The organism is Rhizobium cauense (assembly GCF_019511525.1).
Taxonomy (GTDB): domain Bacteria; phylum Pseudomonadota; class Alphaproteobacteria; order Rhizobiales; family Rhizobiaceae; genus Rhizobium; species Rhizobium cauense.
Window position 1 is genome coordinate 20,756 of sequence record NZ_JAEUAT010000029.1, and the last position, 16,354, is coordinate 37,109.

At 54.7% G+C, this 16,354-nt stretch carries 20 protein-coding genes; 10 read left to right on the forward strand and 10 right to left on the reverse strand.

Annotation, left to right across the window (positions count from 1 at the left end; all coding sequences use genetic code 11):
• The first annotated feature begins 174 nt into the window (after positions 1-174).
• Entirely contained in the window at positions 175-774 is a 600-nt protein-coding gene (locus JNB88_RS31270; RefSeq protein ID WP_220358855.1) for an ATP-dependent Clp protease proteolytic subunit, read from the forward strand.
• On the opposite strand, the gene JNB88_RS31275 is transcribed toward JNB88_RS31270, so the two are convergent.
• Positions 771-1,121 carry a hypothetical protein gene (locus JNB88_RS31275; protein WP_220358856.1) on the reverse strand — a complete coding sequence of 117 codons (351 nt, stop codon included), beginning with the start codon at positions 1,119-1,121 and terminating at the stop codon, positions 771-773. The two genes, JNB88_RS31270 and JNB88_RS31275, sit on opposite strands and share 4 nt — an antisense overlap.
• Positions 1,122-1,203: 82 nt before the next feature.
• Here JNB88_RS31275 and JNB88_RS31280 point away from each other — a divergent pair, with 82 nt between their 5' ends.
• Complete coding sequence (locus JNB88_RS31280) at positions 1,204-1,524, forward strand: ArsR/SmtB family transcription factor (RefSeq protein WP_220358857.1); 321 nt, start codon at positions 1,204-1,206, stop codon at positions 1,522-1,524.
• Positions 1,525-1,679: 155 nt separating this feature from the next.
• Here the strand turns inward: JNB88_RS31280 and JNB88_RS31285 are convergent, their stop codons facing one another.
• Positions 1,680-1,979, reverse strand: a complete 300-nt coding sequence (locus JNB88_RS31285) for a PRC-barrel domain-containing protein (protein WP_220358858.1) — start codon at positions 1,977-1,979, stop codon at positions 1,680-1,682.
• A 341-nt stretch (positions 1,980-2,320) separates the two neighbouring features.
• Positions 2,321-2,560, reverse strand: coding sequence for a DUF6894 family protein (locus JNB88_RS31290; protein ID WP_220358859.1), 240 nt, complete (start codon positions 2,558-2,560; stop codon positions 2,321-2,323).
• 316 nt (positions 2,561-2,876) lie between these two features.
• Between JNB88_RS31290 and JNB88_RS34260 the strand changes: the two genes are divergently transcribed.
• Together JNB88_RS34260 and JNB88_RS31295 are read left to right on the forward strand one after the other, a co-directional pair.
• Positions 2,877-3,008: a hypothetical protein gene (locus JNB88_RS34260; RefSeq protein WP_262928104.1), complete on the forward strand. Its 132-nt coding sequence runs from the start codon at positions 2,877-2,879 to the stop codon at positions 3,006-3,008.
• Positions 3,009-3,164: 156 nt separating this feature from the next.
• Positions 3,165-3,347, forward strand: coding sequence for a hypothetical protein (locus tag JNB88_RS31295; protein WP_220358860.1), 183 nt, complete (start codon positions 3,165-3,167; stop codon positions 3,345-3,347).
• Positions 3,348-3,634: 287 nt separating this feature from the next.
• Here JNB88_RS31295 and JNB88_RS31300 read toward each other — a convergent pair whose 3' ends face one another.
• Entirely contained in the window at positions 3,635-3,832 is a 198-nt protein-coding gene (locus tag JNB88_RS31300; protein WP_220358861.1) for a hypothetical protein, read from the reverse strand.
• A 172-nt stretch (positions 3,833-4,004) separates the two neighbouring features.
• On the opposite strand from JNB88_RS31300, the gene JNB88_RS31305 reads away from it, so the two are divergent.
• Both JNB88_RS31305 and katE read left to right on the forward strand, forming a co-directional pair.
• On the forward strand, positions 4,005-4,412 hold the full coding sequence (locus tag JNB88_RS31305; protein WP_262928103.1) for a GFA family protein: 408 nt from the start codon (positions 4,005-4,007) through the stop codon (positions 4,410-4,412).
• A 167-nt stretch (positions 4,413-4,579) separates the two neighbouring features.
• On the forward strand, positions 4,580-6,715 hold the full coding sequence (gene katE / locus JNB88_RS31310) for a catalase (RefSeq protein ID WP_220358862.1): 2,136 nt from the start codon (positions 4,580-4,582) through the stop codon (positions 6,713-6,715).
• A 37-nt stretch (positions 6,716-6,752) separates the two neighbouring features.
• On the opposite strand, the gene JNB88_RS31315 is transcribed toward katE, so the two are convergent.
• On the reverse strand, positions 6,753-7,016 hold the full coding sequence (locus JNB88_RS31315) for a DUF6894 family protein (protein ID WP_220358863.1): 264 nt from the start codon (positions 7,014-7,016) through the stop codon (positions 6,753-6,755).
• A 963-nt stretch (positions 7,017-7,979) separates the two neighbouring features.
• Here JNB88_RS31315 and JNB88_RS31320 point away from each other — a divergent pair.
• Complete coding sequence (locus JNB88_RS31320; protein ID WP_220358864.1) at positions 7,980-8,342, forward strand: YbaN family protein; 363 nt, start codon at positions 7,980-7,982, stop codon at positions 8,340-8,342.
• Positions 8,343-9,424: 1,082 nt separating this feature from the next.
• Here JNB88_RS31320 and JNB88_RS31325 read toward each other — a convergent pair.
• The 3 genes from JNB88_RS31325 to JNB88_RS31335 are packed head-to-tail and all read right to left on the reverse strand — an operon-like array spanning position 9,425 to position 11,365.
• Positions 9,425-10,426, reverse strand: a complete 1,002-nt coding sequence (locus JNB88_RS31325; RefSeq protein ID WP_220358865.1) for a DUF3618 domain-containing protein — start codon at positions 10,424-10,426, stop codon at positions 9,425-9,427.
• Positions 10,426-10,842, reverse strand: a complete 417-nt coding sequence (locus JNB88_RS31330; protein ID WP_220358866.1) for a phage holin family protein — start codon at positions 10,840-10,842, stop codon at positions 10,426-10,428. Before JNB88_RS31330 ends, JNB88_RS31325 begins: the two co-directional genes overlap by 1 nt.
• Positions 10,835-11,365, reverse strand: coding sequence for a nutrient deprivation-induced protein (locus tag JNB88_RS31335; protein WP_220358891.1), 531 nt, complete (start codon positions 11,363-11,365; stop codon positions 10,835-10,837). Before JNB88_RS31335 ends, JNB88_RS31330 begins: the two co-directional genes overlap by 8 nt.
• 228 nt (positions 11,366-11,593) lie before the next feature.
• Here JNB88_RS31335 and JNB88_RS31340 point away from each other — a divergent pair, with 228 nt between their 5' ends.
• A complete protein-coding gene (locus JNB88_RS31340) occupies positions 11,594-12,565 on the forward strand; it encodes a DUF808 domain-containing protein (protein WP_220358892.1) in 972 nt (323 codons plus the stop codon).
• Between the two features lie 283 nt (positions 12,566-12,848).
• A complete protein-coding gene (locus JNB88_RS31345) occupies positions 12,849-14,189 on the forward strand; it encodes a hemolysin family protein (protein ID WP_220358867.1) in 1,341 nt (446 codons plus the stop codon).
• A gap of 284 nt (positions 14,190-14,473) precedes the next feature.
• On the opposite strand, the gene JNB88_RS31350 is transcribed toward JNB88_RS31345, so the two are convergent.
• Positions 14,474-14,755 (reverse strand): hypothetical protein, encoded by a 282-nt coding sequence (locus tag JNB88_RS31350; RefSeq protein WP_220358868.1) that lies wholly within the window; start codon positions 14,753-14,755, stop codon positions 14,474-14,476.
• 471 nt (positions 14,756-15,226) lie between these two features.
• Between JNB88_RS31350 and JNB88_RS31355 the strand changes: the two genes are divergently transcribed.
• Positions 15,227-15,544, forward strand: coding sequence for a hypothetical protein (locus JNB88_RS31355; RefSeq protein WP_220358869.1), 318 nt, complete (start codon positions 15,227-15,229; stop codon positions 15,542-15,544).
• A gap of 213 nt (positions 15,545-15,757) precedes the next feature.
• On the opposite strand, the gene JNB88_RS31360 is transcribed toward JNB88_RS31355, so the two are convergent.
• Positions 15,758-16,156 carry a response regulator gene (locus tag JNB88_RS31360; protein WP_220358870.1) on the reverse strand — a complete coding sequence of 133 codons (399 nt, stop codon included), beginning with the start codon at positions 16,154-16,156 and terminating at the stop codon, positions 15,758-15,760.
• Positions 16,157-16,354 lie beyond the last annotated feature (198 nt).

Genomic DNA, 16,354 nt, shown 5'->3' on the forward strand with positions numbered 1-16,354 from the left:
TTCTAAGACAGGCAGTGACGGAAACTATGAGCTCATGGCGCCAAAGCGATTTTTGTAAGACTGGCAAACTTTCGGGCGATTGGTTTGTTCCAGGGTTCGCCTACGGGAACCTGCGGAACTTTCCCAACATGGTGCAGTTGGGAAGTAAGCTCAGATGGCGATGGAGGAATGGACGTGGGCGAAGCAGATCTCATCCCAGTGCAGGAAAGCCCGGTTGACACAGAGCGCCTCCTGTTCGAGCCGAACATATCGATTAACGGCCCGATCGACGAAAAAATGCTCGCCAGCTTCCTTGAGCAAATCGTAAAGGTGCGATGCGGCAATCAGGATCTCGTCCTGGAAATAAACACGATCGGAGGCGACGCCGATGTAGCGCGCAGGATTGCCTTAGAAGTGAGGCTTTTCAGAACGCATTCCGGGCGCCGCGCCTTTTGCATTGGAAAGACCTTTGTCTACTCCGCTGGTCTCACGATTTTAGCATCCTTCAAAACTGCCAACCGATATCTAACTTCAGACACTGTTCTGCTGATTCACGAGCGAAGGATCAGCGAAAGTCTGGAATTATCGGGTCCGATGGCTGCTTGCATCCAGATTGTCCGGGAAAAACTGTCTATGCTGGAGACGGGCCAGCGACTGGAAAGACAAGGGTTCGAAGAACTCTTGGAGGAAAGCAGGTTGTCGATGACTGAGCTCTTTGAATGTGCGCAAGCGAACTGCTATTTGAATGCTCAGGACGCACTCGCGTATGGAATAATCGGCAACATCCTCGCCTAAAGGTCGAGGGAGGCGGGCGGTCCCGCCTCCTCCGACAGCTTATCGACGTTGATCGCGTTGGCCCTGACCACCGCCCTGTTGACCGCCCTGGCCGCCACCGCCCTGCTGACCGCCTTGGCCGCCACCACCCTGCTGACCGCCTTGGCCGCCGCCACCCTGCTGGCCACCTTGACCACCGCCTTGTTGGCCGCCTTGGCCTCCCTGTTGGCCTTTTTGTCCGCCCTGCTGGGCTTGGTTGCGCTTTTCCTGATCTTGCATCGGAAGCTCCTTTCATACGAGTTCAGGACCTCTCCAACTTTAAACACTAGCCAGAGTTCCAGGCGCGCGCTCACCTCAATCGAGAGCACGGGCAGAATGGTTTTCGCAGGCGAGACCGTTTGAGACCGTACGAACCCTGTTAGACTGCTGTTCCAATGCTAAGAGAGTTCCATGATTGAACCCATGCCTGAACTAGCTGATGTGTCGAAGCTCGCCACTGATGTGAGCGCCCTCTTGAAAGTGATGGCGCATCCCTTAAGATTAAAGATCCTCTTCGTTCTCCTTGACGGAGAAAAAACCGTGGGATGGCTTGAGCAAAACCTCGACAAGCCCCAGGCGCAGATATCTCATCATCTGGCCAAACTTCGATTCGACGACTTGGTGTGTTGTCGCCGGAGCGGACGCCTCGCCTACTATCGGATTGGCCACCCCCACGCGCTATTGCTGGTCACTCAGTTGCTGAGAATGTTTCCAGAACAGGAAGGTGAATAGCGTATCAAGCTTGAAAAAGGGATCGGGATCAATTAGCGCTCGCTTCTGGGCTAATTTTAATTGTGAACGCTGTCAGCGTAGTGCCAATAGCAACGCTCCCTAAACACCGAGTTCTGGAAGGCCGTGGAAGTAGCCCCGGCCTTACAACACAGCGGTCAGGGATCCTTATGTTCCGGCATTTGCTTCAGCTGATCCTCGGTCCAGCCCGTAACAGCATGAACTTCACCTGCTTCGTCTCTCATGAAATCCAGATCGCTGACCGGCACCGACACTGGTTTTGCACCAATCCCCAGAAAGCCGCCAACATCAATAACGATAGTCGCGTTCGAGCCCTGTCCATGTACATGGTCCACGTTACCAACCTTGGCGTCGTCGGACCCATAAACCGTCGCGCCTTCGAGCACAGCAGGCGTCAGTTCATCGGATGTCAATCGGGTGTGATGTGTGTGATCCATTTGACAACTCCCTTACAGATCAAGAAGCAACCCGCCTGAACAGCGTTTGTTCCGATCTTTGAGGGATAACTTCCGGCCCGAGCGAACGGGCGCCGTCAACTCGCTCATAAGTTCGCGATTGCCTGTCCCGTGGCTGCGAACCGTCGCAGGCGTCTTCGCGAATGATCGCTCCCTAGCTTTACCTGGGTCCAGTTCAGGTGCCTAGGTATCGGGAAACCGGCCCTCCGCGAGACCGCTACGAAGAAGTTAAAACAGGCCGATTTCAAACAAGCGACGCTACAGGAGAGCGACCGAGCCCCACAACGCCAGCGGTGGTTTGCTTGTCGCAGCGTATTATGCCGTCAGGATTTAGCTTTGTCGATTTCCTCGAGAATGAGCCGGATTTCCCGCAAGGGCCGCTTGTGCTCATCGAAGACTTCGACCGAAAGCATGTTGAGCGGTCCTTTCGGAAGCCCATCTGCTGCTATTTCCGTTAGGGCTCTTCTTGCCTCTTCGATAGCGGCTTCTTCGCTGTCAAACTCAAATGAGCTTTCTGTCGGACCACCCGCCCGGTCAATGATCTGGAAGAAATACGCCGGCATCGTCTGCTCCTTTCACGAGAACGTTGAACCTGTAGTTCACAGGAAAGTTCCGTTTGTGCGGGTGGGCCCAGACAGTTCAGTACCCGCAGGCGATTGACCACCTTGTGTCGGACGACGGGCCCGGTGAGAATGAACGCGATCCAGAGGGCGTAGCGCGAAGGTTTGGCTCCTCTGGAGCACCGCTTGTTCTCACGATCCGCCGCCGGCGTTCCAACGCGTCCTTCGGTGTTGAATAGACGTAAACCCTGAAATGATGCGGTCGCCATGCGGATTTTCGAGTGTCGAGATGACGTTGCTAGCTTTGACGGGAGCACTGATGAAAGCTCATCATCGAATATTCTACATCCAGTTCTGGGTGGCTGTCATGCTGGGCGCGCCGGTCTGTCGCATTCCAGAACTGCAGCGAAATTCGACCTCGCTGAAGGGACGGGTGCATCATCACACATGATCAAGTTTCCAAAACGGTGAGAGACGGGAGCTAAGCGGCCCTGTGATCCCACCGAACCTCTTCCTCGGCTCTCAGCTCACCCAGACTAAAGTCCCGGGACTGGAACGGTCTGGTCAACCGAGCATTGGAAGTTAAGATCAAACATGGAGTTTCATAATGAGCGACAGACACGAACGCCCACACTTTCCTGTTGCCATGGATTTATCAGTTGTCGCGCTCGTGGTGGTTCTGGCCGCCCTGCTCTATATATTTGGAGCGACATTGTCCGGCGATACTCAGCATCTGACCGACAGTGTCCGCGGTGCCAGTATCTTTGACACCAGGACCACTCCGAACTAAGCCAAGAGACCCGTCACTCCCGAAGGAACCAGTTCACAAGCTCACCGGAAGTGGGCGGTCCGTGCTGGACAGCAAGGATAGATCGGCCGCTGAACGGATCATCCAAAGGCGAAGTTCGCGCTCGGAGTCGGCATTTTATCTTTCACCGTATGACCCATCGTCACGCTGCTGCGATTATCATTGCGCTCGCCATTGCTTTGTTCTGATCCATGCCATCTGGCGGTGGATGACTGACGGTGTGGAGACGGCGACGCAAGTTCGACCGTTAGACACCTCTTGGTTGTTTTTTAAAGCGATTGCCTCTTCAGTTCGTCTTTGTCGATGAAGACATCGGTTGTCCCAGGCTCGTGGTCCGGATGCGAGACTTCAACCGGAAGTCCGTCGGGCAACGAAATAGCCTGCTGTGTGTTCATAATACCAAGTGGGATGCGCGCGCCACCGTCAGCCTTGACCGTAACTTCGACGAGTTTCTTTTCTATTGCCATTGTTCTCTCCTTACATGTGAGGAGGAACTCGCCCAGGTGTGGGTGGTTCCCAACTTTCGCTTTAATCATCCTTAGGTCCGACCTCAGGATCCGACCGGTACGTCCAGCTTCTGCAAGTCGTAGGGCGATTTTCGCCGCGGGAACCATTTTGCGAGGGCAATGTTTAGGAGACATGGTCTCGCTCCAAACATGGACTGGCGGCTGTCTCTGTGGGTCGTGCCGTTTCGAGTTTTCCAGCGATAATCCGAGCGCTGGTTACTGCCATTGCGATATGTGCAAGCGGGCAACGGGCGGGCCGTTTGCTGTGCTGGTGCAAGCCAGTTCCAAGTCTTTGCGATGGACAAGTAAGCAACCGCGGGCTTACCGATCGTCGCCTATTGCTACCCGCGGCTTCTGCAAAGACTGCGGAACGCCGCTTTTTCTCAAATATGACGCGGACGAGCTTATCAGGCTGACCATTGGCTCGCTTGACAGACCTCAAGATGTCTTGCCGCAGGGACATTACGGCGTTGAAAGTCGCCTCAAGTGGATAGACTGCGGCCGGGGGCTTCCCGAAGAAGAGACACACGAAAAATTCTGATCGCCTCGTCTCACACTTTTCGTCGCAGGTTCACGGACGTGATCAAAGCCTCAATGTTCGGGAACAATCAGCGCCGGGTCGCATTAGGTGGCATCTTCGAAGATTCATCTCCGATCGCCGCAATCGGGCTGCCTCCGTTTTATCCGACCAACCTACAGGGGACGACAATGGCCAAGAGACCTGCAAAAGCACAGTCAAAATCCGTTACTATTCACGATCAGAAGCTTCAACGCGGTGAGGGAGGCGAACTTCATCAGCTCGCGCAAGACGGAGCTAAGGTACTGACCACCTCACAGGGTGCGCCTGTAGCGGACGACCAAAACACGCTCCGCGTGGGCGCCCGCGGTCCAGCGCTCATCGACGACTTCCATTTCCGTGAAAAGATCTTTCATTTCGACCATGAGCGCATCCCGGAACGGGTCGTGCATGCCCGCGGATATGGCGCGCACGGTTTCTTTGAGACCTACGAGTCGTTAAGCGCCTATACGCGCGCAGACGTGTTCCAGCGCGCCGGGGAGAAAACGCCGGTATTCGTGCGCTTCTCCACAGTCGCCGGAAGCAAGGGCTCGTTCGACCTAGCTCGCGACGTCCGTGGGTTTGCTGTAAAGATCTACACAAAAGAGGGCAACTGGGATCTTGTCGGCAACAACATTCCCGTCTTTTTCATCCAGGATGCAATCAAGTTTCCCGATGTTGTACATTCGGTGAAACCTGAGCCAGATCGAGCGTTTCCACAGGCGCAGTCTGCTCATGATACCTTTTGGGATTTCATCAGCCTTACCCCAGAAAGCATGCACATGATCATGTGGATCATGTCCGATCGAGCAATCCCGCGCTCCTTCCGGTTTATGGAGGGCTTTGGCGTTCACACTTTCCGTTTCGTCAACGCCAAGGATGAGTCCACTTTCGTAAAATTCCACTGGAAGCCGAAACTCGGATTGCAGTCGGTCGCCTGGAACGAAGCCGTGAAGATCAACGGCGCTGATCCGGATTATCACCGCCGAGACCTGTGGCAATCCATCCAGACCGGCAATTTTCCGGAGTGGGAGCTCTGTGTCCAGCTTTTCGATCAGGATTTTGCCGACAATTACGACTTCGATGTCCTTGATGCAACGAAGATTATTCCGGAGGAAATCCTGCCCGTTAAACCGGTGGGTCGTCTGGTTCTCGATCGGATGCCCGACAACTTCTTCGCTGAAACCGAGCAGGTGGCGTTCATGACCCAAAATGTCCCACCCGGCATTGATTTCAGCAACGACCCCCTCCTCCAGGGTCGCAACTTTTCGTACCTCGACACCCAACTCAAGCGTCTCGGAAGCCCGAACTTCACGCATCTGCCAATTAACGCCCCCAAATGTCCTTTCCACCACTTCCAGCAGGACGGACATATGGCCATGCGCAACCCTGTAGGTCGAGTAAACTATCAGCCAAACTCATTCGACCCCGCGCCTCGTGAGTCGCCCGTCGCAGGATATCGGCACTTTCCATCCGAGGAACAGGGCGCGAAGGTGCGACTACGCTCCGAAAGTTTTGCCGATCATTACAGCCAGGCCCGGCAATTTTTTATCAGCCAAACGCCACCTGAACAGCGCCATATCGCAGCCGCATTGACGTTCGAGCTCAGTAAGGTTGAAACGCGCGTGATACGGGAGCGCATGGTTTCGCATCTCATGAACATCGATGAGACCCTGGCGACCACCGTTGCCGAAAAGCTCGGTTTTCAGTCCATGCCAACGCCCGCTGACGCTGCTGTGCCTCCTCGGCAGGACTTGGAGCCTTCGCCAGCGCTGAGCATCATCAAGCGTGGACCAAACCGGTTTGAAGGTCGAAAGCTCGGCATCCTGGTTACAGACGGCGTCAACGCAGCCCTTTTAAAGAGCCTTGGATCTGCAATTGCAAAGGAGAAGGCCGTATTCGAGGTGATCGCGCCTAAGGTGGGCGGAGTGACCGCTTCAGACGGGAGCTGGGTAGAGGCCGACCACATGATAGACGGAGGACCCTCGGTTCTTTTCGACGCTGTCGCTCTCCTAACCTCTGAAGAGGCGATGGACGACCTTGTCAGAGAAGCTACGGCCCGCGACTTCGTCGCCGACGCATTCCAGCATTGCAAGTTCATAGGTTACGACAAGTCAGCTCTGCCCCTCCTCGAGAAAGCTGGTATTGCCGACTCTTTCGATGAAGGCATCGTGGCATTGCCTGGCGAGAAAGACGTGGCATTGTTCGTCAAAGAGCTTGGAAAGCTTAGAATCTGGGGACGGGAACCTTCGGTTAAATCTGGAAAGGCTTCGCCACCAGCAAAATGACAAAGGCGTACGGCGCGGCGAAGGCCGCGCCCCCAACTCACGTTGGACAGCGCCAACTCCCACCTTGCCCTATGAACGAAATGTGAAATTCAAGTGACAACTGTGCAATCGGCACCCGCTCCGCATTGCAAACCTCAACGACCAGCCTTTTTCCTTCGTCATGAGGAATACCGTCGACGGCCATTTCCGCCAATACCCGCTTGCCTTCAGAAATCGCAGCCATGAGATCGGGAAATTCGTACCCCTCGTCGATACCAAGAACCGTCTCTAAATCATCGACCTTGAAATAAAAGATGCTCATTTCTTGCCTCCGCGTCAGCTCAACACCTGGCTGAAGCTAGAGTTCCGAACACCACCTATTTTCCGGTTGTAATTGAAGCGTCTCTTTGGTCCCGTCAGCTGCCTACTGGGAGAACAAAAGACGCAGGGATCTAGAATACGATCTCAGATCCATCGACCTGTCACAGGTTGCTTCTCTCTTCTACTGCCTTGAAGCTCCTTAATCCCAAGGTCTCTTGTACCGTTCCACGCTCATGATGGAGCGAATCTGTTCCCCAAGTGCGATCGGTGACCTTTCGCCTGCCCGAACACGTTTGATAGCTTGTGCCATAGCCGTCCGGCCCAGTTCACTTTCAAGGGGAACGTTGTGACGACGGCACCACGAGTCAGCCATCTTAACGGCCAACTTGAGTTCCGGGGGCACAGATGCACGAGGATCATTCATCAGGAAGTCCCAAACGTGTAGCTACTCAATGAATAGAATTGGTGGTCGCCCGAATTCAGTCTCTCCAGCGCGGAGACCTGGAGGCATTGTAGAGGAGTTCGCTCGCAGATGCGAATTGACCGAAAAGTTGACCGAGCCGATGCTCTTCGTCCTCATCCACACGATGACGTCTGCAAAACTCGCGCACGGCCCACATCCTGACGCGAGGTTGTTCCACCACGTGCGATTCAACGGCTCGGATCATACTTGTTCTCCTCCATTTTCAGAATATCGTTATATAATCTTCGGTATGTTAGGCAATCCTTATGTAACGAAGGTGAAGATCAGTACGATACCGTACATCCTCCATCGAGACGTGTGACCGCAGAATACGAGCGCTTGGGAATCCTCGGCGACTTTCCTCGATTTAGACACCAGAGCCAATGAAGAAGCCCAGGTGGTCTTGCGGGCGGCGCATTGCCATGAGATGGAGGTTACGCCTTGCAATAGGATCTCATACCTACAGGTCCGAGCCTACAAAGACGCCAGAGAGACTGCCAAATGCGTGCAATCTGTTTCGCCATTGGGATACTGCTGACGGCTATCGGGATCGTTGGTGTGTTCGTCCCCCTGTTGCCCACGACCGTCTTTCTGATTTCGGCGGCTTGGCTCTTCAAAAAGTCATCGCCTCGCTTCGAACGCTACCTTCTGCAGCATCGTGTGTTTGGTCCAGCAATTCATAACTGGCGCAAGAACGGCGCCATCGCACGTGGAGCAAAACTCACTGCAGTGTGTGGTATGACGGCAGGGTATCTGATCTTCTTCTTCGCGAGCGACCCAAACACTCTGGTTGCCGTGCTAGTCGCCATAGCCTTGGGATGCAGCGCGCTATATGTGATCAGCCGGCCGTCCTATGACAACTAGGGGATCTAGGTCGAAAGGTTTTTGAAGAGGGCTCCCGCTTAAGCGAGAGCCCATGCTTTCCCGAAGTCATTTGATTCAGGTCCGCCGCCTCCTCAAATACGACCAGCATCCGCTCTTTTGCAACCCCGAAAAGGAGGTCGTCTGAAGCGTTCGCTAGCGAACAAGGCCAGGTGCCCGTTGAGCTCGCCACCAGTATAGAAAAATCTATTCAGCCGCAGGATCGATCGGATAACCTTTTCTCTCTTGCTTCCGTCTGGATCTTGTCTTCGCTCAAGTAGCTAGGACAAATCTCCCAATCGGCGCTCACCAAAGCCGACTAGAATTCGTCGTGATGTGTAATCTCATCGGCTTTGTGAAACCCGCGGGCTCCGGTCGTGATTGCATCTTAGCTCGACCTAGAGCGAGTTACGTTCATCCCATCGGTGCCAAGCGAAATGAAGATTTCACACTGCCACTTGCTACCTCAACGTCACCCGCGGCCAGGATTGCGCGACCAGCGTTCCCGAAGTCATGTCCACCAGCGATTTCGACTATCGATGTCGCCTATCCTTGTCACGTTGCGTAGCGGCTCCCTTTTTTTGAAGAGCAGCAATAATCAAGGGAGCAGCAGCTCCAACGAGCCGGCCAAACGGCAACTTCCGAAGAGCGCCGGAGGCCAAGATACTGGCCGCAAGGGACCCGGCGATTTGGGTCCAAGAAAATGCACCTCCATTCGCACCGGTAGTACTGTTGGCTTTGCGCGGCCGTCTGGGCATGATTTCTCCTCCTGTCTCCTTCAGGTAACGAATCCAACGCAGCAGAGTTTCATCAAAAACGTCCATCTGTTAAGTAGCCGACCGATCAAGCGTGAAGTGGGGACCCGCCGACGGCTACGCCCGCCCTGACAGCGCGAGGTGGGTATCTCATCCAAAGGGACGAAGGTTACCACTATCGACGGAAGTGCCATGTATGGGAGGGTGTGCTTTCATGGCTTTCAACAGATGCGGCACAAAGTATTGCGTTGTGAGCCCGCCGGCATCTGGGCGGGCTCGCTTCCTCGACAATATTCACCCGCATCCACCAAGGGCGCGGCCGATAACCCGTCAGGTGGCTCGCGGACTTTCACCACGCGGCTTCAACGCATCAGCTTCTTCGATCACGCGCTCTTTGATGTCGTCATGAGCGTCTGAAGCAATCTCAATTGCACTTTCATAAACGTCGGAAGCAATTTGCTTTCCTCTTTCAACAACTTCGGATGTTTGAGCAGAAAGCGCGTCCTTGGTCGCATCTGCCGTCTCACCAAGCAAATCGTCCTCCACTTCGGTACGTGGAAGCGCAGCTCCGATTGCGGCACCGACTGCAAAGGCTAGTGCACCTCCGACTAGCGGTTGATCCCGAAAGTGCGTGAGGATCGCCTCGTTCATTCTCCTCGTCTGATCTTGGATGCCCGTTGCAGCCGAAGATGTTCGATGCGAGATTGCGCTTGCTGCACTCGAAGCTTTAGACCCCAGTTCAGTCGCGGTGTTTTTCGCCTGGCCCCATTTTTCAGACGCCCATCCAGATGCAGCATCAAGCATGGCACCAGTTTCGTCTAGGATGTGATCAACCTGCCGCCCACTGGTGTCGGAAAAGCCGCGATACATCTTGCCGGCTTCGTCCATGAAATGCCCCGCTCTGCGTCCGGCATCATCCGTCAGAGCTTTGAGTGACTTTCCTGTGCTGTCGGAAAAATGGCTGTAACGTGCGTCGCCTTCTAGCCTCGGCGGCCCAATGCGACGCACCGGCCCATTTACGGGATAAAGCGGGTGCTCGACTTCATCACCAAGTGTCTCAACTGCAGCATTGGGCGCTGCCTGTTTGGCTACGAGCCAGGCGAGGCTAATGCCCATCAGTGCTACAGGTATTGGGTTTGCCTTGAGGGCGTGGCCAAGGTTACTCACATATTCGGCTCCGCCACTTCCCTTAGCATAGGCTAGAACCTCATCGACAAGCTGGCCCGGCGACATGCGCTCTTGTATAGCATCGATGCGATCTCCAATTCGCTGCCGGTCAAGATCAATTTCACGTTGCAGCTCGTCGGATGTTTTCTGTGTCGAGTTTTCCATCACATTTTTCCCTTAACTGCATCAACATCGCGGCGAAGCGACGTTGCGGTCCGGTCGAGAGCCATGCTGCTGCCGCGCAGGGCGCCGATGCCCCGCGACATCATTATCCAAGCTATCGCGCCGACCAGCACGCCGACAATCAAAGCGGCAAGAGCGTGCGCGCTGGATTCGGTCATGCCTTGGCCTACAAGGAGAGTTGCGACCCCTCCTACGACGGCGCTCAACAACACGCCCACAGCACCGATTGCAAGAACCAACCCGATGATCAGGACTTCGATTCCACTTAAAGCCTTCGACACCTTCTCCGACGCCTCGGTCTTAGCGAGGTCGATTTCCTTCCTGATCAAACCGGTCACGTCGGCGATTAGTCCGCTTACCAGTTCCGAGAGAGGCGCGCTTTCCGTAGGTTTAGACATCGTTACCTCCGCTCGAGAAAGAATTTGAAGTCCTGGGATCTGACGTTTTGGAACGTTCGGCTGAAGCCATCAGGAAGCGGCTCGCGGCCAATCCAGCAATTGCAGCAACGCCGAGAAACGCCAATGGCTGCTTGCGGCCAAACTCCTCCGCCATAGCCGCGACCGCCCCGATGTCCTTGCCTTCGATTTTCGTCGCGAAACGTTGGGCGCTTTTACCAATCTGTCGGGCGTACTTCCCCACTTCTCTTTGGTCGCTCTGCTCGAGTTCTGTTCCAACCTTCTCAAGCGCAGAAGCGATGCCCGTCATCTTTTGAGCCGCGTAATTGGTTTGATCAGCAACCGCACCCTTGATCTTTTCAAGCCCCGCCTCTGCACCTCTTTCGATGGTACTCCGCGCAGCGCTGAAATCCTCGGAAACCTTGTCGACCAAGTCGCCCAACGGAGCTTGGCCTGCTGTGGGTGAAGAAGAGGGTCTTGTGGCTGGACCACGCCCCTCATCCCGCTCCGTGAAGTTGTTTGACATAAAAGCCTCCCTCGGCTGAACCATTATTTTCAAGACGATCCCCAACTTCCATTTGACTTGTTTGTTCCGTCTGAGGAGAAGGAGCGACACGGGAGCAGCACAAGCCGATGGACAGCCGGAGGTTTTCCTCATCTCTTTAGTTAAGTCGACCAACGCTTGGCTTATTTGACAGAGCCACCCGCCGCTTTACATATGTCGAGCCTCGGCAAAGAAGATGGGAGACGACGAATGGCGACAGGCTTGCTTGCGCTTCTTGATGACATTGCTGCCATTGCCAAGCTGGCTGCTGCTTCTCTCGATGACGTGGCGGCTCAAGCAAGCCGTGCAGGAATGAAAGCGGCTGGCGTCGTTATCGATGACGCGGCGGTGACGCCTCGCTACGTCGTTGGTCTTAGGCCCGAAAGGGAGCTGCCGATTATTGGCAAAATCGCATTGGGATCTCTAAAGAACAAGTTGCTTTATCTTCTGCCACTGTGTCTCGTTCTAGGGTACTTCGCTCCTGGCTGGATTACTCCACTCCTGATGATTGGCGGAGTTTATCTTGCTTACGAAGGCACCGAAAAACTTTATAATATCTTTTTGCCCCATGCGGCGCCTGACCATGGAAATGCAGTCCAAGGCGCAAAGTCTGATCCTATCGCGATCGAGAATGAGAAAGTAGCAGGTGCGATCCGCACTGACTTCATCCTGAGTGCGGAAATAATGGCCCTAACCCTTTCTCAGGTTGCCACTTCAAGTCCTTGGACGCAAGCGGCCGTGCTTGCCGCCGTCGGCGTCTTGATCACTCTTGCGGTCTATGGGGTGGTGGGCCTAATCGTCAAGGCGGACGATGCGGGTCTGGTCCTGGCACGGAGGTCCCAGCCATCGTTGTTGCGCCTCTTCGGGCGAGCTCTCGTAAAGGGGATGCCATATTGTTTGAAGGTCTTGGGAGCAATCGGGACTGCTGCCATGCTGTGGGTTGGCGGAAGCATAGTGCTGCATGGCTTGGCCGAGTTCGGCTTAGACTACCCTGAGCAGGTTATTCATGAGATTTCGGACAGGATTGCCCACCTTGCAGGACATTTGTCCCCTTTGATCTTTTGGCTGGTGACCGCGAGCATGCAGGCTATTCTAGCTATCCTGCTTGGCCTTTTTGCTATTGTCGGCGCCAATTTGCTCAGCCCTCTCGTGCGTGCGCTCGCTCGAGGTAAGGATGCATAGGTGGCCGAGGCAGAATTTGGGATACCGGTAGATTGCGGACACAACAAAATCCGTGGAATTGGCTCTTTCTTCAGCGGATTTCGGCGGGGTCGTCGAGCTATATTGCTGAGGCCAAGCCGCGTCTCAGTGGCCCGACGTCTTCAATGGACGGGGCGATGCCCTTGAACGAGCCGGTGTCCGTTATCAGGAGCCAGTGATCGGACTAAGAGGGTGCGAACAAGGCTTGAACTGCGGCTCCGGTTGGACTGCGGATAAGCTACTCGGTCAGGAGGAGGAAAAAGCAATGCCTGAGACTACCGGCTCTGCCCTCGATTACATCGGCATCATCGCGGTCTTGATCTTGGTGGCCGCGAACGGCTTCTTTGTCGCTGCAGAATTTGCCCTCGTCTCAGTCCGGCGCAGCAGGGTTGCAGAATTGGTCGCCACACGCCGCCCGAATGCAGCTCCGCTGCAGGTTGCGGTTGATAACCTCGATGCCAACCTCGCTGCCACTCAGCTTGGAATAACCATTTCATCGTTGGCATTGGGATGGGTGGGAGAACCCGCTCTGGCCCACCTGATCGAGCCCTTTCTCCTATGGTTTCCCCACACCTGGGTAACAGTCGGTTCGCATACCATAGCGGTCGCTATCGCATTCGTCATCATCACCTCCTTGCACATCGTGTTGGGGGAGCTTGCGCCCAAATCACTGGCCCTACAGCGAAGCGAAGCCACTTCACTCGCGGTCGTTCGACCGCTTGGCGCCTTCCTGTTTATCTTTCGCCCGGCGATCTATGTACTGAACGGCCTTGGCAATCTGGTTCTGCGCTCGGTTGGCCTCCAACCAGGAACCGGTGAAGGCTCCTTCCACTCCCCTCAAGAGCTGAAATTGCTTGTTGCAGAGAGTCAGGAGGCCGGATTGTTGAACGAGTCACAACAACAGCTGGTGGAGCGCGTCTTCAACATCGGGGATCGGCATGTCGCCGACATAATGACACCCCGGCTGGAGGTCCATTGGATCGACACGAACGATTCGTCAGATGAAATTTTGACCTCAATCCGCGACTGCCCACACGAACAGCTTCTTGTCGGCAGGGGAACCATCGAAGAACCGATCGGGATGGTCCTAAAGCGCGATCTGCTGGATCAGGTGCTCAATGGAGCTAATCTGGATCCGATGGCCGTCATCAAAAATCCGCTCGTGGTTCACGAACGAACATCAGTGTTTCGCGTACTTGACAGCTTCAAGCAGGCGCCCGTTCGTTTGGCAATCGTCATCGACGAGTATGGTTCACTGGAAGGGATTGTCACCCAAACAGACCTGTTGGAAGCGATCGCCGGAGATTTAGCTGGAACGAATATCGAAGACCCCGATGTGGTTCTGCGGCCGGATGGTACACTTCTAATCAACGGTACGATGGCAGCCTTCGACGCGTTTCAACAGCTCGGTCTTGCCGAAAGTCTATCTCCTGATGGCTATCACACGGTCGCGGGCTTTGCGCTCCACATTCTCAAGCACATACCGCAGACGGGGGAGGTATTCGAATTCGGGAGATGGCGGTTCGAAATCGTCGATATGGACGGGATGCGGATTGATAAGATCCTGGCGACCCCTGTTCGCAACGACCCGCGGTCGGGCCAGTGATCGCTAATGATGCCGTAGTTGCAGGTCGAACGACAAGAACAACGTCGTGATCTAACGACAGCAACCCGTGAATGCATTCGTCAACACTTCGCGGATACGCGGGCTTCCTGCATCGTTTCCGTGCACAATTTCTCTTCGCACCAGCCTAGAGCTTGGCTACCTCACGTGCGGTGAGGTCGCGAAATTAAACAATGCAGTCAAATCGACCTTAGCGCGAGATGTTGGAAGGGAGAACCCACAGTGCGATCCATTAGTAAAGTCGCCGCCTTCAGATGTTGCGGCTCCTACATTCCCAGATCTAATTTCGGCCAATATCCGTCGAGCATATAGTCCACGGGGATTGGACTTAATTGCGTCAAGGCTACTACGGCAAAGTCGACCTGTAGCTTGAAATATTTTAGGGATTTAGGCATGGCAATTCCCGCGACACGCTCCCTGGTCTCATAACGCTCGACGCCCGCGGCCTGCAGTCTCCTTCGGCCTTCTGCGACCACCATAGATTGTCTGTCCCAAACCTCTTCTACAGCAAACGGAACTGCTTTTCCGCCTTCGATTAATCTGAACATTTATTCTACCCTTAGTCGCCGCCCCTTAAAGATCTGGAGCAAAACGGAGTTGCGTGCAAATTCCTTTCGGACTTCAGCCTAATCAATGTCCCTCTGTGGCGAATTGGTCACCCGGCTGTGGAAAACTTAATATCTTGAAAACAATAGGGATGCCAAAGAGACATGACGTGCGGGGCACACCATCGGGGCCGTCAATAAGATTAGTGACGGAGGCATGGAGCGGAGCGGTCTAGCTGTTCTCGTTCCCCATTGCGCGGGTGCGCGACCGTTCACAGCAACCATGATCACCTTCGGGAGTTGGAAGATCTTGAACAAAATGGCGCGCTCAAGCTTCACTACATTCTACACCGCGCCGACCCCGCTCAACGAGGCTGTGTCAGATCTGGGTTAAGACTTTCTCCTCCGAATGGCTGGAACAAGTTGATTGCTGATCTGTTGCTCAGGACCAAGTCTCAATCGGAGTATCTGACAATGAGCATTGCAAGATCATTTATCGCAGGTGCAGTTGCGACCACACTTGCCGTAGCAGTTCCCTCGGTTACTTTCGCGCAGGATCTTGAACTGCGCGTCGGTCCGGGCGGGGTTGGAGTTTACGACCGCAATCAGGAAAGGCGCACACGCAACCGCTGCAATCCTGACGACGCGCTCGATCTGGCGCGGGACGCCGGCTTCCGGAGGGCCGAAATAGCTCGAATTACCTCGCGCAGTGTTGTTGTAGAGGGGTTCACACGAGGCAGGCCGGACCGGATTGTTTTCGGAAATGTTCGAGGCTGTCCGGAAATCGGCTAGCATCTTTTTACCATTACGACTAGCCTGACGGACAAACCCGCCAGGCTAATTGGTCACCCGCTTGGTGCTCAACTGCTGTAATAGTCTCATCTGCTTTGCGCCGTCACAATGCGATTGCCGCTCTGATTGAATGTCGGCCTAAAAATGGTCGTCAGCGGGGCTAGAATGAAAGCAAGTATGGACTGGCGGTAGCGAGCGCTACAGCCTGACCGGCTAGTGATTCATTCGACGGCTCGAAAATCTCTTAGCGCTCTCGATAGCCAAAGCTACTGGTACAGTTGCGGGGTCACCGGTCTCAAGAAAGCAACGGACACCATGAAAACGATCGGGAAGTTCAGGCAGGTCTGAGCTCGTGACGAACAGGAATGGGATGCCACCCTCCGCAAGCCGGTCGGCCACATCGTAAGCCAATGTGCGCTCATCCGAGCCAAGCTCGATAAGCGCCAAATCGACGGCACCATCCCCCAACAATCTGAGAATGCTTTCATAGTCGGTGAACGGGCCAATGACTTTACTTTCATGCGTTCGCATCACGTCGGCAATATCACTGGTGTGCAGACAGTCATCTCCAACTAAGAGGACGCAGCTGCCTCGAAGATTTTCAAATATCATTCGCGAGTCTCCGTTAAGAGATCATAGCGCAGAACCTTTCCGCATCGGTCACGAATTTATGTACGCTAACGTACGAACACTACCACATCTTGATTCTGAGCTGTGTTCTTCAAGGTTCACAAGGAGCTATTGTAGGGCCAGCACCAGTGCTCCGGCGGACTTTCCATGACGACGCCGACAACCGACAAGACAGCGTCG

Excerpts from the sequence above, each read along its gene's own strand:
- JNB88_RS31280 (WP_220358857.1), top strand. The coding sequence starts at position 1,204 with ATGATTGAACCCATGCCTGAACTAGCTGATGTGTCGAAGCTCGCCACT.
- JNB88_RS31285 (WP_220358858.1), bottom strand. The coding sequence starts at position 1,979 with ATGGATCACACACATCACACCCGATTGACATCCGATGAACTGACGCCT.
- JNB88_RS31290 (WP_220358859.1), bottom strand. The coding sequence starts at position 2,560 with ATGCCGGCGTATTTCTTCCAGATCATTGACCGGGCGGGTGGTCCGACA.
- JNB88_RS34260 (WP_262928104.1), top strand. The coding sequence starts at position 2,877 with ATGAAAGCTCATCATCGAATATTCTACATCCAGTTCTGGGTGGCTGTC.
- JNB88_RS31295 (WP_220358860.1), top strand. The coding sequence starts at position 3,165 with ATGAGCGACAGACACGAACGCCCACACTTTCCTGTTGCCATGGATTTA.
- JNB88_RS31300 (WP_220358861.1), bottom strand. The coding sequence starts at position 3,832 with ATGGCAATAGAAAAGAAACTCGTCGAAGTTACGGTCAAGGCTGACGGT.
- JNB88_RS31305 (WP_262928103.1), top strand. The coding sequence starts at position 4,005 with ATGGTCTCGCTCCAAACATGGACTGGCGGCTGTCTCTGTGGGTCGTGC.
- katE (WP_220358862.1), top strand. The coding sequence starts at position 4,580 with ATGGCCAAGAGACCTGCAAAAGCACAGTCAAAATCCGTTACTATTCAC.
- JNB88_RS31315 (WP_220358863.1), bottom strand. The coding sequence starts at position 7,016 with ATGAGCATCTTTTATTTCAAGGTCGATGATTTAGAGACGGTTCTTGGT.
- JNB88_RS31320 (WP_220358864.1), top strand. The coding sequence starts at position 7,980 with ATGCGTGCAATCTGTTTCGCCATTGGGATACTGCTGACGGCTATCGGG.
- JNB88_RS31325 (WP_220358865.1), bottom strand. The coding sequence starts at position 10,426 with ATGGAAAACTCGACACAGAAAACATCCGACGAGCTGCAACGTGAAATT.
- JNB88_RS31330 (WP_220358866.1), bottom strand. The coding sequence starts at position 10,842 with ATGTCTAAACCTACGGAAAGCGCGCCTCTCTCGGAACTGGTAAGCGGA.
- JNB88_RS31335 (WP_220358891.1), bottom strand. The coding sequence starts at position 11,365 with ATGTCAAACAACTTCACGGAGCGGGATGAGGGGCGTGGTCCAGCCACA.
- JNB88_RS31340 (WP_220358892.1), top strand. The coding sequence starts at position 11,594 with ATGGCGACAGGCTTGCTTGCGCTTCTTGATGACATTGCTGCCATTGCC.
- JNB88_RS31345 (WP_220358867.1), top strand. The coding sequence starts at position 12,849 with ATGCCTGAGACTACCGGCTCTGCCCTCGATTACATCGGCATCATCGCG.
- JNB88_RS31350 (WP_220358868.1), bottom strand. The coding sequence starts at position 14,755 with ATGTTCAGATTAATCGAAGGCGGAAAAGCAGTTCCGTTTGCTGTAGAA.
- JNB88_RS31355 (WP_220358869.1), top strand. The coding sequence starts at position 15,227 with ATGAGCATTGCAAGATCATTTATCGCAGGTGCAGTTGCGACCACACTT.
- JNB88_RS31360 (WP_220358870.1), bottom strand. The coding sequence starts at position 16,156 with ATGATATTTGAAAATCTTCGAGGCAGCTGCGTCCTCTTAGTTGGAGAT.